The sequence below is a fragment of the Tsukamurella pseudospumae genome (genome assembly GCF_001575205.1).
Taxonomy (GTDB): Bacteria; Actinomycetota; Actinomycetes; order Mycobacteriales; family Mycobacteriaceae; genus Tsukamurella; species Tsukamurella pseudospumae.
The window spans coordinates 42,515-57,897 of record NZ_LSRE01000044.1 but is presented as its reverse complement, the minus strand read 5'-3'; the positions used below and the strand labels follow the sequence as shown (position 1 = coordinate 57,897).

17 protein-coding genes, 1 other RNA gene and 1 pseudogene are annotated in these 15,383 nt (G+C 70.6%); 15 read left to right on the top strand and 4 right to left on the bottom strand.

What is annotated here, in order from left to right:
• Positions 1–8: 8 nt before the first annotated feature.
• A complete protein-coding gene (locus tag AXK61_RS17900; protein WP_068569280.1) occupies positions 9–491 on the bottom strand; it encodes a hypothetical protein in 483 nt (160 codons plus the stop codon).
• Positions 491–988, bottom strand: a complete 498-nt coding sequence (locus AXK61_RS17895; RefSeq protein WP_068569279.1) for a hypothetical protein — start codon at positions 986–988, stop codon at positions 491–493. The genes AXK61_RS17900 and AXK61_RS17895 overlap by 1 nt, the downstream gene beginning before the upstream one ends.
• A 382-nt stretch (positions 989–1,370) precedes the next feature.
• Here AXK61_RS17895 and AXK61_RS25125 point away from each other — a divergent pair, with 382 nt between their 5' ends.
• From AXK61_RS25125 to AXK61_RS17865, 6 genes are all read left to right on the top strand, one after another.
• Positions 1,371–1,514, top strand: a complete 144-nt coding sequence (locus AXK61_RS25125) for a hypothetical protein (protein WP_156485737.1) — start codon at positions 1,371–1,373, stop codon at positions 1,512–1,514.
• Positions 1,515–1,611: 97 nt separating this feature from the next.
• Positions 1,612–2,877: a PucR family transcriptional regulator gene (locus tag AXK61_RS17885; protein ID WP_068569277.1), complete on the top strand. Its 1,266-nt coding sequence runs from the start codon at positions 1,612–1,614 to the stop codon at positions 2,875–2,877.
• Between the two features lie 204 nt (positions 2,878–3,081).
• The gene (locus tag AXK61_RS17880; RefSeq protein WP_068569276.1) at positions 3,082–3,402 is read left to right on the top strand and encodes a 2Fe-2S iron-sulfur cluster-binding protein; all 321 of its coding nucleotides are present in this window, start codon (positions 3,082–3,084) and stop codon (positions 3,400–3,402) included.
• Between the two features lie 70 nt (positions 3,403–3,472).
• Complete coding sequence (locus AXK61_RS17875; protein WP_068569275.1) at positions 3,473–4,897, top strand: cytochrome P450; 1,425 nt, start codon at positions 3,473–3,475, stop codon at positions 4,895–4,897.
• On the top strand, positions 4,894–6,150 hold the full coding sequence (locus AXK61_RS17870) for an NAD(P)/FAD-dependent oxidoreductase (RefSeq protein ID WP_068569274.1): 1,257 nt from the start codon (positions 4,894–4,896) through the stop codon (positions 6,148–6,150). The genes AXK61_RS17875 and AXK61_RS17870 overlap by 4 nt, the downstream gene beginning before the upstream one ends.
• A gap of 23 nt (positions 6,151–6,173) precedes the next feature.
• Positions 6,174–7,106, top strand: a complete 933-nt coding sequence (locus AXK61_RS17865; RefSeq protein WP_068569273.1) for a cobalamin biosynthesis protein — start codon at positions 6,174–6,176, stop codon at positions 7,104–7,106.
• Here AXK61_RS17865 and AXK61_RS17860 read toward each other — a convergent pair.
• Both AXK61_RS17860 and AXK61_RS17855 read right to left on the bottom strand, forming a co-directional pair.
• On the bottom strand, positions 7,045–7,926 hold the full coding sequence (locus AXK61_RS17860) for an SURF1 family cytochrome oxidase biogenesis protein (protein ID WP_068569272.1): 882 nt from the start codon (positions 7,924–7,926) through the stop codon (positions 7,045–7,047). The genes AXK61_RS17865 and AXK61_RS17860 overlap by 62 nt on opposite strands.
• Entirely contained in the window at positions 7,919–8,389 is a 471-nt protein-coding gene (locus tag AXK61_RS17855; protein ID WP_068569271.1) for a low molecular weight protein-tyrosine-phosphatase, read from the bottom strand. Before AXK61_RS17855 ends, AXK61_RS17860 begins: the two co-directional genes overlap by 8 nt.
• A gap of 73 nt (positions 8,390–8,462) precedes the next feature.
• Between AXK61_RS17855 and AXK61_RS17850 the strand changes: the two genes are divergently transcribed.
• The 9 genes and pseudogenes from AXK61_RS17850 to AXK61_RS17810 all read left to right on the top strand — a co-directional run bounded on the left by AXK61_RS17850 (position 8,463) and on the right by AXK61_RS17810 (position 15,367).
• Complete coding sequence (locus AXK61_RS17850) at positions 8,463–9,578, top strand: Nif3-like dinuclear metal center hexameric protein (RefSeq protein ID WP_068746538.1); 1,116 nt, start codon at positions 8,463–8,465, stop codon at positions 9,576–9,578.
• 10 nt (positions 9,579–9,588) lie between these two features.
• Positions 9,589–10,347 carry a zinc ribbon domain-containing protein gene (locus AXK61_RS17845; RefSeq protein ID WP_068746675.1) on the top strand — a complete coding sequence of 253 codons (759 nt, stop codon included), beginning with the start codon at positions 9,589–9,591 and terminating at the stop codon, positions 10,345–10,347.
• Positions 10,296–10,994 (top strand): annotated as a pseudogene (locus AXK61_RS17840) (histidine phosphatase family protein); the annotation flags it as partial. The gene AXK61_RS17845 and the pseudogene AXK61_RS17840, both read left to right, overlap by 52 nt.
• A 35-nt stretch (positions 10,995–11,029) precedes the next feature.
• An RNA gene (gene rnpB / locus AXK61_RS17835) (RNase P RNA component class A) lies at positions 11,030–11,442 on the top strand.
• Positions 11,443–11,501: 59 nt separating this feature from the next.
• Positions 11,502–12,239 (top strand): DUF2127 domain-containing protein, encoded by a 738-nt coding sequence (locus AXK61_RS17830; RefSeq protein ID WP_068746536.1) that lies wholly within the window; start codon positions 11,502–11,504, stop codon positions 12,237–12,239.
• A gap of 9 nt (positions 12,240–12,248) precedes the next feature.
• Positions 12,249–12,722 (top strand): DUF6194 family protein, encoded by a 474-nt coding sequence (locus tag AXK61_RS17825; RefSeq protein ID WP_068569267.1) that lies wholly within the window; start codon positions 12,249–12,251, stop codon positions 12,720–12,722.
• Positions 12,723–12,755: 33 nt separating this feature from the next.
• Positions 12,756–13,742, top strand: a complete 987-nt coding sequence (locus tag AXK61_RS17820; protein WP_068569266.1) for an ATP-binding cassette domain-containing protein — start codon at positions 12,756–12,758, stop codon at positions 13,740–13,742.
• Positions 13,739–14,575 carry an ABC transporter permease gene (locus tag AXK61_RS17815; protein ID WP_068569265.1) on the top strand — a complete coding sequence of 279 codons (837 nt, stop codon included), beginning with the start codon at positions 13,739–13,741 and terminating at the stop codon, positions 14,573–14,575. The genes AXK61_RS17820 and AXK61_RS17815 overlap by 4 nt, the downstream gene beginning before the upstream one ends.
• A 9-nt stretch (positions 14,576–14,584) precedes the next feature.
• Positions 14,585–15,367, top strand: a complete 783-nt coding sequence (locus tag AXK61_RS17810) for an acyl-[acyl-carrier-protein] thioesterase (RefSeq protein WP_231855595.1) — start codon at positions 14,585–14,587, stop codon at positions 15,365–15,367.
• Positions 15,368–15,383: the final 16 nt, after the last annotated feature.

The window sequence follows — 15,383 nt, the reverse complement described above, 5'->3', positions numbered from 1 at the left end:
GAATCGTGTTAGGACGCTGCGCCGATCAAGGTGGCTTCTCTGGCTTGCAGCGCGATGAGAGCGATGTCATCGGAAGCGATGCGCAAGTCGGGATCGCGCATGCTCAATGATCGATCGAAGCCCGCATCGATCTGCCCGTCGATGAACTCCCACAGGTCCGATTCGGATCCGGAACGCGGCAGCTCGATGACCTTCGCGCTCATCACTTGCTGGTCGATGTGCCAGATCAGTGCGGTGTTGTCGGCCAGGGTGCCGCGGACCTTCTCGAGTAGTCCGACCTCCGGGGCAGTGTCGAACACCACCTGTGCCTCATCGGTGGTCAGATGGACGAAGATCCCCAGCTGATCAGGATGGTCCTCCTCGAACACCCACAGCAGTCGAGCCGAGGAGTCGGGCAGTTTGGAGAGTGTGATCGACGTCAGGCCGTCCCAATGCTGAATGACCGTCGGAGCCTGGACCGGCGATTCGTGCATCCATGAGGTGTCAGGCATCAGGGGAGCCTCCTTGCAAGTTCAATCGATTCCAGTGTGGCACGACCGGGCAGGTCCCACCACCAGCGGTGTACGGCCTGATCGATCAGAGTCGCACCGAAATCCTTGTCCGCTCGGGCCATCATGTCCGTCATGTCGCCGTAGACACTCACGTGTCGAGGGATGCCGATCGAGGGCGTGCGCATCGGGAAGTATCCGGCATCCATCAGGTCGCCGGCGCGGAAGTAGCGAACGCAGTCCTTCTTCCGCGATCGTGCCGACTGCGGTCTCCGCCGCACCTGCCGAACCGTTTCCTCGATGGTCTGTGCTCCCTCGATCATGGAGACATCGACCTCCACCCAACGTTCCACCGCATGCTCGCGCCACAGCGGGACCTCGTTGAACACGGCGACGCCGGCCGATATCTTGCCGAGGTGAGTGAGTACCGAATCCGCGGGAACTGCTGCGAACGGGCGCTGCTGGGGCTCGTCCCAGCAGGATGAACGGGGTTCCACCATCGACGCTTCCTTCGTCGGGAGACCTCGGTGGCGGTCGGCGGTCCCCCTATACATTGGACGCATCAGGAGGCGGTTCGGTTCCCGATGTGCTGCGCTACGGTATTCCCTGCGGCGACTCGGCCGCCCCGCACCGGCCGCGCCACGTCACGGCGCCGCGAATGACACTCTCTTCGAAGAACGGGGCGTCCGCCCCGCAGCGGTGAATCCGCATCGGCCGCGGAAACCGCGGCCCGCGGTTCCCGCCATCACGTTGCTGAACGAATGGCGCGAGCACGTCGAGCGGACCGAACAACGTGTCCGCGACGGTGACTACGGCTATCGCACGGGATGTGAGTGCTGCGACGGCAACGTGCTCACGGACGCACGGGATCGCCTTGAGAGCATGATGCGCAACGGCGGTCGCAGAGCTCGGCGACTGCGAGTCGCGGTCGAGGAGCTGGATCGCCGATTCCTGCTCGTGACCGTGGAGGACCCGTACTCCTGGCGGTCGCAGTCGTGGTGGCGCCGCCGCGTACCGCACGGCTGATGGGCGAGGCGGCCCGCCGGGGCGGCGCGGGTGGCTACCATGAGCGGCGCATCGGGCAGGCCGGCGTCGTGGGCGCCTCGGATCGGGACGGGAACGCATGGCAGAGATCGACCTCGGCTCCGCGGGGACCGACCGCGATCGGGCCATCGAGGCGCTCCTCGGCGGCCTGGCGGACGCCATCGACCCCGACCGACTGAGCGACGAGATCCTCGAGGCGATCTACACCCGCGTCGAGGAGTTCGCGGAGGACGGCGACGAGGACCTGCGCCGCATGACCGGCACCGTCGCCACGCGGACCCTGCACGACGTGTGGCGCGGGCTGCGGCGCAGCTCGCGGACCGCGGAGCTCGACCCCCCGCCCGTCGCCGCCGCATGGCCGGCCGAGCTGGTCCACCGCGGCATCGAGCTGCACGCGATGCTGCGCGCCTACCGCCTCGGTCATGAGCTCGTCGAGGCCGCATGGCAGACCACGATCAGCAGGCTCGAGGCCGACGACGACGTGCGAGCCGAGGCGTTGCTCCGCGCGTCGCGCTTCTTCTTCGCCTACGTCGACGCCGTGTCGGTGCAGCTCACCCATACCTACATCGAGGAACGTGCTCGGCGGAACCGCGGCGCGGCCGTGCTGCGCGCCGAGACCGTCCGCGAGCTTCTCGACGGCGGCTCGATGCCGGCTGACCGGGCGTCGGCCGCGCTGCGCTACGACGTCAGTGGCACCCATGTGGGGTTCATCGTCTGGATGGAACCGTCCGAACCCGACGGCCGGCACGCCGTGACCCTGGAATCCGTCGCCGCTCGAGTCGGATCGGTCGTCGGTCGCGGGGGAGAGGTCATGCTCGTGCCCGTGGGGAACTGGGTCGTGTGGGGGTGGGCACGGGTCATCGCGCACGACCTCGATCGCGTCCGTGCGGAACTCGTGGTTCCCGACCCGGTTCACGTCACCGTCGGCGATGCGTCGCCCGGCATCGACGGGCTGATCCGCACGCACGACGAGGCCACTGCGGCGCGCCGCGTCGCGCGGTTCGCGGGGAACCGGAGCGAGCGGGTGGTGTTCCATCACGATGTCGCGTTGCTGGAGTTGCTCACCGCGGATCCCGTTGCTGCGCAGCGATTCGTGCGCGCGGAGCTCGGCCCCCTTGCCGTCGACGACGAGCAGGCGGCGCGGCTGCGCAGCACGGTGCAGGTCTACCTGGACGAGAACCTCAGCCCGATCCGGACGGCCCGACGACTCGGCGTCAACAAGAACACGGTGGTGAACCGGATGGAGAAGGTCGAGGACCTCCTCGGCCACGCGGTACTCAGCCGCCGGCGCGAGATCGAGGCCGCCCTCCGCCTCGCCGCGGCCGATCCCGTCGCCGACGACTGACCTCCGCGCCCGCTCTCGGCGGGGTGGCTCCCCGCACCAGTCGCGGCTCCCCGGAATGGCGCGGGACACCATTGTGAGCCCTGTCACCTGCTCATAGCGTTGTAAGCAGGCCGAAGCAGCCCCGCAGCGGCCCCTCACCCGCAAGGGGAGCACGGAGCCCGCGAGAACCGCAGGGACCAGCAGCACACGGAAGAGGGATGAACCATGTCGACAGTCACCTTCGTCGAACACGACGGCACCGTCCACGACGTCGACCTCGTCGAGGGCGAGTCGCTGATGGAGATCGCGACGAGCAACGGCGTCCCCGGCATCGATGGGGACTGCGGCGGCGAATCCGCCTGCGGCACCTGCCACGTCATCGTCGATGCGGACTGGATCGGCGTCACCGGCACGCGCTCCGACGAGGAGAGCCAGATGGTCGAGATGTCGCCGGAGTGCGTGCCGAACTCGCGCCTCGCCTGCCAGGTGCGGGCCCAGGCCAAGCTCGACGGGATCCTGGTGCACCTGCCCGAGTACCAGATGTAGCCGCGCTCAACAGCCCGAAAATTCTAGCAGCCCAAAGACTCTCCCATCAGACAGGCGGTCGAACGGAATCATGAACACCACGGACAGCGTTCTCGAGCGGGCCAAGGCCCGCGTACTGGACAAGGTGCAGTCGACGGTGCCCGTCGACCGGCAGGTGCAGGCGGCGCACCTCGTGGAGCGTGCGAAGCGCTTCACCGGCATCAGCAAGCCGGTCACCTTCGTCGAACAGCCGATCCCGGATCCGGCGGACGTGCCCCTCACCGACATCGACGTCAGCAACCCGTTCATGAACCGGCAGGGCAAGTGGTATCCGTACTTCGCCCGCCTGCGCGACGAGGCCCCGGTGCATTACCGGTCGGAGAGTCCGTTCGGGCCGTTCTGGTCGATCACGCGCTACGACGACATCCGCGCCGTCGACACCGATCCGGACACCTTCTCGGCGGAGCCGTACATCGTGCTCGGTCAGCCCCCGCTCGACATCGCCATGTTCATCGCCATGGACCCGCCGAAGCACGACGTGCAGCGCAAGGCCGTGCAGGGCGTGGTGGCTCCGAAGAATCTCAAGGAGATGGAGTCGCTCATCCGCGAGCGGGTCCAGGAGGTCCTCGACGGCCTGCCGATCGGCGAGCCCTTCGACTGGGTCGATCGTGTGTCGATGGAGATCACGGGCCGCATGCTCGCGACGCTGCTGGACTTCCCCTACGACCAGCGGCGCAAGCTGACCTACTGGTCCGACACGATCAGCGGCACCGGGCAGGGCACCGGCGGCACCACTGACCTCGACGGCTTCTACGAGGCCACGGGCGAGATGGCCCGCGCCTTCATGGACCTCTGGTACGACAAGGCCGCGCGTCGGGAGGCCGGCGAGGAGCCCGGGTTCGACCTGATCACGCTGATGCAGACCTCCGAGGACACCAAGGACCTGATCAACCGGCCGCTGGAGTTCCTGGGCAACCTGACGCTGCTCATCGTGGGCGGCAACGACACCACCCGCAACTCGATGTCGGGCGGTGTGCTCGCGCTCAACCGCTTCCCGGACCAGTTCGCCAAGCTCAAGGCGGACCCGTCGCTCATCACCAACATGGTTTCGGAGATCATCCGCTGGCAGACGCCGCTCGCGTACATGCGCCGCGTCGCGACGAGGGATGTGCACTTCGGCGGGCAGTTCATCCGCAAGGGCGATCAGGTGGTCATGTGGTACGCCTCGGGCAACCGCGACGAGCGCCAGTTCGAGAATCCCGACGACTTCGTGATCGACCGCAAGAACGCCCGCAACCACATCGCCTTCGGCTTCGGCGTGCACCGCTGCATGGGCAACCGCCTCGCGGAGATGCAGTTGCGCATCCTGTGGGAGGAACTGCTCCCGCGTTTCGAGGACATCACGGTGATCGGCGAGCCCGCGTACGTGCAGTCCAACTTCGTGAAGGGCTACGAGAAGATGATGGTCACCCTCACGCCACGTCGCTCGGACGACTCGGAGGAGGCGTCCCGATGAACGACGAACGGTTCCCGAAGCCCGAGCGCGTCGTCATCGTCGGCGCCGGCCACGCCGGCGCGCAGCTGTGCGCGGGCCTGCGCCAGGACGGATGGGAGGGGCGGATCCTGCTGATCGGCGACGAGCCCTCCCTGCCGTACCAGCGCCCGCCGCTGTCGAAGACCTACCTGGCAGGCACGACGACGCTGGACGACCTGCTCATCCGCAAGCCCGACTTCTACACCAAGGAGGGGGTCGACTTCCGGCAGGGACGGGTCGTCGGCATCGACCGCGAGGCCCGCACCGTCGACCTCGAGGACGGGGAGAGCCTCGGCTACGACGAGCTCGTGCTGTGCCTCGGAGCCCGGCCGCGACGCCTGGAGCTGCCCGGAGCCGACCTCGAGGGGGTCCATTACCTGCGCGACGCCGCCGACATCGGGCGCATCCGCGAGGACACGGCGACGGCGCGCCACGCCGTCATCATCGGCGCCGGTTACATCGGGCTGGAGACGGCCGCTTCGCTGCGCAAGCTCGGGATCGGGGTCACGGTGATCGAGGTCGCCGACCGTGTGCTGCAGCGCGTCACCGCGCCCGAGGTCTCCGAGTTCTACGACCGGGTGCACCGCGAGGAGGGCGTCGACATCCGCGTGGGCGTCGGCGTCGCGGGCCTCGAGGGTGACGACGGCCGGGTCACGGGCGTCCGCCTGTCCGACGGTGAGCTCGTCCGCGCCGAGCTGGTCATCGTCGGCGTCGGCGTGGTCCCCAATGTCGAACTCGCGGCGGCGGCGGGGCTGCCGGTCGACAACGGCGTCGTCATCGACGCGTACGGGCGCACGAGCGACCCGCACGTCTTCGCCGCCGGGGACTGCGCGAGCTACCACGACACGCGCTACGGCCGTCGGCTGCGGCTGGAGTCGGTGCCGAACGCGATGGAGCAGGCCAAGAGCGTCGCCGCCGCGATCTGCGGCGGGCAGAAGGAGATCGCCGCGCTGCCGTGGTTCTGGTCCGATCAGTACGACCTGAAACTGCAGATCGCGGGCCTGAACGCGGGGTACGACGAGATCGTGCTGCGCGGTGACCCGGCCGACGGGCGCGGCTTCGCGTGCTTCTACTTCGCGCAGGGCCGCCTCATCGCGGCGGACTGCGTCAACCGGGCGCAGGAGTTCATGTTCAGCAAGCGCGCGATCGCGCAGGGGCTCGCTCCGGACCGGGCGCTGCTGGCGGACCTCGAGACCCCGCTGAGGTCCCTCCTGGAGGCGCAGCCCGCCGGCTGAATCGCGGCTGGCAGGATCGAGCCGTGAACCGCTCCACCGAACTGGCCCTCGGCGTCCTCGCCGACGAGCTCCTCGGCGACCCGCACCGCTATCACCCGGTGGCCGGGTTCGGCACCGCGGCACTGGCTCTCGAGGCCAGGATGTACGCCCCGTCGAAGTTCCGGGGCGCCGCCCACACCGCGATCCTCGTGGGCGGCGCCGCGGCGCTGGGGTACGCGGCGCGGAAGGTCCCCGGCGCCACCGCGATCGGCACGTGGGCCGTCGTCGGGGGAGCGGGACTGCGGAGGGTCGGCGCCACGCTCGGTGCCGACCTCGAGCGCGACGACCTCCCCGCCGCGCGAGCCCTGCTGCCGAGCCTCTGCGGCCGCGACCCGTCGGTCCTCGACACCGCCGGACTCGCCCGGGCCGCCACCGAATCCGTCGCCGAGAACACCTCCGACGCCGCGGTGGCTCCGCTGTTCTGGGGCGCCGTCGCAGGCCTCCCGGGCCTGCTCGCGTACCGCGCGGCGAACACGCTCGACGCCATGGTCGGCTACCGCAACGACCGGTACGCCGAGTTCGGCTGGGCGTCCGCCAGGCTCGACGACGCTCTCAACTACGTGCCCGCCCGGCTGGCGGGTGCCGTCACCGTCGCCCTGGCCCCGACGGTGGGCGGGGCACCGTCGGACGCCCTGCGCGCGTGGCGGAACGACGCACGCAAGCACCCGAGCCCCAACGCGGGCGTGGCGGAGGCGACGGCGGCCGGGGCGCTGGGGCTGCAGCTCGGCGGCTGCACGCAGTACGCGCACGGCGTGGAGCTGCGGCCGACACTCGGCGACGGCCGGGCGCCGGAGCCGGGCGACCTGCGGCGGGCAGCGGCCCTGTCGCGGAACGTCGAGTTCGGCGCGCTGGTCGCTACTGTCCTCTGCGTCCGTACCGGTCGGCGAGCCTGGCGGCGCGCGCGGCCTCGGGCGTGATCTCGGGCGCGTCCTCGACGACCTCGGCACCGTCGACCGGGGCGGAGGGGTCCGCCGTCCCCGCGTCGAAGACCGCCTTGTCCTCCCGGCGGCGCTTGACCTCGGCCCACACGAAGTAGCCGATCGCGAGCGGCGCCATGATCCCGAAGGCCAGCCACTGCAGGCCGTACGACAGGTACGGCCCGGCGTCGAGCATGGGCAGCGGCACGGGGTCGAGACCGCCGGGCTGGTCGTCGCTGAGGTTGAGGTATCCGGGGGCGAGGGTGATGCCCTGAGCAGGCCCGATGGCCGCCGGATCGATCGCGAACACCTGCAGGTAGCCGCCCTCGGTGCGCGGGCCCCGCGCCGGATCGGTCTGCTCCGGGGCGCGGATGCGGGCCTGGATCGTCACGACGCCCGACGGTGGCGGCGCGAACCCGGGCACCACGCCGCCGGTGGGCGTCGCGACGAAGCCGCGGTCCACGAGATAGGTCGCGCCGTCGTTCGCGGCGAACGGGACCAGCACCTCGTACGCGGGCTTGCCGTCCTGATTGCGGAGCCGGGCGAGGGACTGCTGGTCCGCGCGGTACTGGCCCGTGAGCATCACCTTGCGCCATTCCGCGTCCTTCGGGACCGCTGTGCGGCCGCCGAGCAGCTGCGCGGCGGGCACGGGGGCCGCGTTCACGGAGTCGGTGATGGCCTGGTTGCGATGGCTGGTGGAGCTGTTCTTACCGAGCTGCCAGGGCGCGAGCACCGACCAGCACAGGGCGGTGAAGGCCAGCGCGGCGACGGCGAGCGCGATCCACCGCGGCTGGAAGACCACCTTGACCCAATTAGGCAAGGCGCTCTCGCGTCCACTCGATCATGCCCGGCATCGAGGCCTCGACCTGCGCCAGCGTGGTGCGGAAGTCGTCGTGATCGCCGTAGAACGGGTCCGGCACGCTCTCGTGCGAGGCGTCCGGGTCGAAGCTGCGCAGGAGCCGGAGCCGTTCGTCGGGAACGCCGAGACCGCGCAGCGGAGCGACGTGCGAGCGGTGGAGCGCGACCACCAGGTCGGCGCCGAGATGGTCGTCGGTGATCTCCGCGGCGCGGTGCGCGGTGGGGTAGCCCGCCTCGGCGAGCACGTCCTGGGCACGGGCGTCCGCCGGGCTGCCCTCGTGCCATCCCTCCGTGCCGGCGCTCGTGACCCGCACCGCGGCGGCGAGCCCGGCGTCGGCCACCGCCTGCTCGTAGACGATCCTGGCGATCGGTGACCGGCAGATGTTGCCGGTGCACACGAACGTGACATGCAGCGGAGTACTCACCCCACCATCTTGCCCGACCGCGGCGAGTCGCGATTCCGGTGTGGTCGGCGTCGGCCCGCCTACGCTGGCAGCCATGAATCTGGCTGAGGTCATCGAGACGCTCGATCGGGCGTATCCGCCGCGACTCGCGGAGGGGTGGGACAGCGTCGGGCTGGTGTGCGGAGACCCGGCCGCCGAGGTCGAGCGCGTCGTCGTCTGCGTGGACGTCACGGCGGACGTGGTGGACGCGGCGCTCGCTCGCGGAGCGCAGCTGATCATCGCGCATCACCCGCTGTTGCTGCGCGGGGTGGACACCGTGGCCGCGAGCACCCCGAAGGGGGCGCTGATCCACCGGCTGATCCGCGGCGGCTGCGCCCTGTTCACGGCGCACACCAACGCCGACCGCGCGCGGGGCGGCGTCAACGACGCACTGGCCGCCGCACTCGGCCTCACCGTCACCGGCCCCGTCGAATACCTGGACACGCCCCTGCCGCTGGACCGGTGGGGCGTCATGGTCCCGCCCGCGCAGGCGGACGAGGTCCTGGCCGCGATGTTCGAGGCCGGGGCGGGCGAGGTCGGGGAGTACTCCGAGTGCGCTTGGCGGGTCGACGGTGCCGGCCAGTTCCGGCCCGGCGCGTCGGCCGATCCGGCCATCGGGACGACGGGCGAGCTGACGCGGGTCACCGAGACGCGGGCCGAACTCGTGGCCGCGCGCAGTCGCCGCTCCGAGGTCCTGGCCGCGCTGCGCGCCGCGCACCCCTACGAGGAGCCGGCGCACGACGTGATCGAGCTCGTGGGCGGTGATCGGGAGTGGGGCCTGGGCCGCGTGGGCAGCGTGCCCGAGCCGATCTCGCTGGCCGCGTTCACCGAGCACGTGGCGAGCGTGCTCGGCGCGCCCGCCCGGGCCGCAGGTGATCCCGACGCGCTGATCCGCACCGTCGCGGTGTGCGGCGGCGCGGGCGACTCGCTGCTGGGCGTCGTCGCGCGGCTCGGGGTGGACGCCTACGTGACGGGCGACCTGCGGCATCACCCCGTCGACGAGCACCTGCGAGCCGGCGGACCCGCGCTGATCGACGCCGGGCACTGGGGCACCGAGTTCCCCTGGTGCGGAGCGGTCGCCGAGCTGCTCTGGCCCTTCCTCGACGTCGCGGTGCACGAGCCGCCCACGGATCCGTTCACGGTGCGGGCCGCGCCCGAGGCGGATGCGTAGAGTGGCGCAGATGAACGCTGATCCGGCCGCTCAAAAATCCCTGCTGGACCTCGCCGGGGTCGACGCGGAGATCTCCCGGCTCGCCCACCGCACCACGCACCTGCCGGAGGACGCCGAGATCGCCGAACTCGACAAGCGCGCGACCACCGAGCGCGACGAGTCCGTGCGCGTGTCGATCCTCGTCGAGGACCTGGACCGGGACATCGCCAAGGTCGAGAAGGAGGTCGAGCAGACCCGCCTGCGCGAGCGCAAGGACCGCGAGCTCCTGGCCTCCGGCGCCGTCCCGGCGAAGCAACTCACGGAGATCGAGCACGAGCTGCGCGGCCTCGAGCGTCGTCAGTCGGTCCTCGAGGACGAGGAGCTCGAGCTCATGGAGAAGCGTGAGGCGGTCGAGCTCGACCAGCAGCGCGCCGAGGCCACGGTGAACGCCACGAACGACGAGATCGCCGCCGTCGCCCGCCGCCGCGAGGAGGCGATGAAGGACATCGCGGTCGCGCAGGCCCGCACCGCCGCGTCCCGCGCCGAGCTCGTCGCGACACTCCCCGAGGACCTCGCCGCCGAGTACGAGCGGTGCCGGGCGGCCTCGGGTGCCGGCGCCGGGCTCCTGCAGGCCCGACGGTGCGGCGCCTGCCGTCTCGAGCTGGACCGGGGCTTCCTCGACGCCGTGGCGCGCAAACCGGCGGACGAGGTCGTGCACTGCGACGAGTGCGGCGCCATCCTGGTGCGCACCTTCGAATCCGGCCTGCCGCAGGGCAAGCCGGAGGAGTGACCGGTGCACAGCAGCGCGGCGGCTGGACCGTCTCCGCGCACGAGCCCACCCGCCTGATCCTCCTGCGGCACGGCCAGACCCCGGCGTCCGTCGGCCGGCTGTACTCGGGCCGCGGCAATCCGTCGCTCACGGAGCTCGGTCGCGAGCAGGCGCACGCAGCCGCGGACCTGTTGCGGGACACGCACATCGACGCGATCCTGTCGTCGCCACTGGACCGCGCCCGACAGACGGCGGACGCGGTGAATGCGACCCGGGGGCTCACCGTCGAGGTCGAGGACGGGCTGATCGAGACGGACTTCGGTGCGTGGGAGGGGCTCTCGTTCGGCGAGGCCCGCGAGCGCGATCCTGAGCTGCACGGCCGCTGGCTGGGCGACACCTCCGTCGCGCCGCCCGGCGGCGAGAGCTTCGACGAGGTCCACGGGCGCGTCACGGCTCTGCTGCAGCGGGTCACCGTCGAGCATCCCGGCCGCACCGTGCTGCTGGTCTCGCACGTGACCCCGATCAAGACGATTCTCCGGATCGCGCTCGACGTCGGGCCGCAGCTGCTGTACCGGCTGCACCTCGACCTCGCGTCGATCTCGATCGCCGACCTCTACCCGGACGGCGGGGCGTCGGTGCGGCAGGTGAACCGCACCGCCGCGCTCTGAGGGGCCGCGCGGCGGGGTATCCTGGTCGGCGCGGACGAGCTGACCGGGCGGCCGCGGCATCGGGAACGGCTGGGAGACCAGTACGCCCGGGTCGAGGAAAGTCCGGACTCCACAGGGCAGGGTGGTTGCTAACGGCAACCCGGGGTGACCCGCGGGACAGTGCCACAGAGAACAGACCGCCCGGGCTCCGGCCCGGGTAAGGGTGAAACGGTGCGGTAAGAGCGCACCAGCGCGGCGGGTGACCGTCGCGGCTCGGTAAACCCCACCCGGAGCAAGGTCGAAGGCGCCACCTCACGGTGGCGCTGCGCACGTGCACGAGGGCTGCTCGCCCGAGCGTGCGGGTGGACCGCTCGAGGCACCCGGCAACGGTGTGTCCAGATGGATGGTCGCCACCCCGGCGCAGCGATGCGGCGGGGGACAGGATCCGGCTTACACGTCAGCTCGTCCGCCCACAATCGCCGCATTCGCGTGGGGGCTCGCGCGCCGGACCGGCGCTAACCTGGTCCGATGGACCTCTCCGTGCTCTCCTGCGGCCTCCGTGGGCACGTCACCTACGCACCCGACGAGGCGGACCTGCGCGACCGCGTCCGCACCGACACCCCCGAGGGCGAGGCCTGGCGCTGCCTGCGCTGCGACGATTTCGTCGTCGGCGACCCGCACGGCTCCGGGCCGGCGGGGCGCGCACCGTCGGTCCCACGCGGCCGGGCACTGCGGGACGAGCTGATCATGCGCTTCCTCGCGGTCGAGCGGGTGCTCCGCGGCCTCGTCTTCGTCGCCGCCGGCGTGGTGGTCTGGCAGTTCCGCGACTCGCGGGTGCACCTGCGGGAGGTGTTCCGGGAGAAGCTGCCGGTGCTCAGTCAACTGGGTTTCAACGTGGGCGATTCGAAGATCGTGCACACGGTGGACAGGGCGCTCGGGCTCTCCGGCACGGCGCTCATGTGGATCGCCGTCGCCCTCGTGGCCTATGCGGCGATCGAGCTCGTCGAGGCCGTCGGCCTGTGGCTCGGCCACCGCTGGGGCGAGTACTTCGCGGTGATCGCGACCTCGGTGTTCCTGCCGCTGGAGATCTACGAGATCACCGAGAAGGTCACCGTGCTGCGCGCCGGAGCGTTGCTGATCAACATCGCCGCCGTCGTATGGCTGGTGTGGAGCAAGCGGCTGTTCGGGATCAACGGCGGCGCCGTGGCGTACCGCGCCGAGCGCGAATCGGAGAGCGTCCTGACGGTGCGCAGGGCCGGCGAGTAGGTTGCAGACGTGACCGAACCGACCGCCCGCGAGGCCGTGATCGCGCTGCTCGAGAACCTGCCCGGATCGACCGTCGACACCATCGCGCCAGGCGCGCTCGCCCCCGACGGGGTCACCCAGATCCCCGAGATCGCTTGGGGCGACACCTTCGTCTACTACACGCCGAACGGCGAGCCCGGCGTCATGCCCTACCTCACGATCATCACCAAGGACTATCCGGACGACGAGGACTCGCGCCTGGACCGGCCCGACGCCTTCCGGCTCAACGCGAACGTGGGCCGCGAGGCCTTCACCGAGCTGATCGGCTACCCGCCCGCCGAGCACGCCGCGCGAGCGGGGGAGTGGGACTACGCCGCCGACGGTGCCGTGCTCCCGCATCCGCTGTACGCCAAGCTCGGCTGGGTGTCGGTGGTGAACCCCGGGACCGGCCCGGAGGTCGCCGCGCTGATCGAGCGGGCGCACGCGCACGCGACAAATCGGTAGAAACCTGTCAGTGGGGCGAACTACCGTTGCCCCATGACACACGGTGAGAGCGGTGACTGGGCGATCGAGGCGATCGGCCTGGTGAAACGGTTCGGTGATTTCACGGCGGTGGACGGGGTGAGTTTCCAGGTGCCCCGCGGCTCCGTCCTCGGTGTGCTGGGGCCCAACGGCGCCGGCAAGACGACCACGGTGCGCATGATGACCACGCTGTCGCCGCCCACGGAGGGCACCGCGCGCATCGCGGGGTACGACGTGATCGAGAACCCGATCGAGGTGCGGCGCAACATGGGGCTCACGGGGCAGGCCGCCACCGTGGACGAGATCCTCACCGGGCGCGAGAACCTGGCGATGATCGGCGGGCTGTACGGCATCCCACGGGCCGTGCTCAAGCGGCGCAGCGCAGAGCTGCTCGAGCAGTTCTCCTTGACCGCGGCCGGTGACAAGCAGGTCAAGGCGTACTCGGGCGGCATGCGCCGCCGGCTCGACCTGGCCGTCAGCCTGCTCACCGCGCCGCCCGTACTGTTCCTCGACGAGCCCACCACCGGCCTCGATCCGCGCGCCCGCTCCGAGTTGTGGGACGTGCTGCGCACGCTGGTCGCGAACGGCACCACGCTGCTGCTCACCACGCAGTACCTGGAAGAGGCCGATCAGCTGGCGGACGAGATCATCGTGATCGACAAGGGCAGGATCATCGCGCAGGGCACCCCGCTGCAGCTCAAGGAGCGTGCGGGCGCCGCCAGCCTGGTGCTCACGGTGTCCGGCGCGGCGGATCTGCCGCAGGCCCGGTCCATCCTCGCGCAGCTGGGCGGCGAGGTCTTCGTCGACGAGGGGGCGCGGCGGGTCAGCAGCCCCGCGGGCGGCCTGGACGATCTGAACCGGGTCGCCGCGCTGCTCGCGGAGAGCGGGATCGGCGTGGACGATCTGGGGCTCTCGCGTCCCAGTCTCGACGACGTCTTCCTCTCGCTGACCGGCCGTCGCACCGAGACCGACACCACGAGCACCGAGGAGGCATCCGCATGACCGCCACCACCGAGCCCGGCGTCGGCGGCGTCGAGACGCATCAGACCAGCCTGTGGCAGCAGTCCTGGATCATGGTTCGCCGCAGCATGATCCACACCAAGCGCATGCCCGAGATGCTGTCGGACGTCACGATCCAGCCGATCATGTTCACCGTCCTGTTCGCGTTCGTCTTCGGCTCCGCGATCCCCACCCAGGGCGTGTCCTACCGCGAGTACCTGCTCCCCGGCATCCTGGGGCAGACGATGGTGTTCACCTGTTTCGTGGTGGCGGGCGGCCTCACGACGGACCTGGAGAAGGGCGTCATCGACCGCTTCCGGTCGCTGCCGATCAGCCGCGCGTCGGTCCTCATCGGGCGCAGCATCGCGAGCCTGCTGCACTCGTCGATCGGCATCGTCGTCATGTGTCTCACGGGCCTGGCCATCGGTTGGCGCATCCGCACGAACCCGGTGGACGCCGTTCTCGGCTTCCTCGTGCTCCTGATGTTCGGTTTCGCCATGATCTGGTTCGGCATTCTCGTCGGCTGCATGATGCAGTCCATCGAGGCCGTGAACGGCCTGATGTTCGCCAGCGTCTTCCCGTTGACCTTCCTGTCGAACGCGTTCGTGCCCACGGAGGGCATGGTCCCGGTCCTCCGCGTGATCGCCGAGTGGAATCCCGTGTCGTCGCTGGTCCAGTCCATGCGGGTGCTCTGGGGTAACGACATGCCGCTGCGGCCGGGGGCGCCCTGGTCGCTGGAGCACCCGGTGCTCGCCACCGTGATCTGGTCCGTCGCGCTCACTGCGGTCTGGGGGCCGCTCGCGGTGCGGGCGTTCAACCGGCGCACCGTCGATTAGGCTCGGGGCGTGATCGGAGAACCCCTGCCCCCGCGCATCACCGAGCCCGGCCGCCGCGCCGAGCTGCTCGAGAGCGGCGCCATCTACACCGCCCAGCGCTCCGTCCGGGGTGACGCCGTCAGCCCCGACCGCCGGCTCAAGTTCGACGGGGTGGCCCGGTACCTGCAGGACACCGGGCAGGACCACCTGCGCCACGTCGACTACGAGGACATCCACCCGTACTGGGTGGTGCGGCGCACCGTCATCGAGATCCTCGAGGGCGGCGAGCAGCCGGACATCCTCACCGTCGAGCGCTGGGGCTCGAAGATGGGCTCGCGCTGGTGCAACGTGCGGATCGGTATCGACGGGCAGAAGGGCACCCGGATCGAGACCGAGGCCTTCTGGATCAACTTCAACATCGACACGCTCACCCCGTCGGCGCTCAGCGACACCTTCCTCAGCACCTTCGGCGCGGCCGCCGAGCCCGGTGTGCTGCGCTGGAAGCAGTGGCTGGACCCGAAGCCGCACCCCGACGCCGTCGAGGTGCCCTTCCTGCTGCGCGCCGCCGATCTGGACATCATCCAGCACGTGAACAACGCCGTGTACTGGACCGCGCTGGAGGAGGCGCTGGCCACCCAGCCGGACCTGCGCGAGCGGCTGCCGCTGCGCGGGATCGTCGAGCACAACTCGGCGCTGCAACTCGAGGACGAGCCCCGGCTGCTGGCGCACCGCGACGGGGACGTGCTGTACGTGTGGTTCATGGCCGGGGACCGCACCGCCGCGGCGATGAGCGTCGAGGCGCTGGCGGAGTAGGCGCGTGCCCGGTATC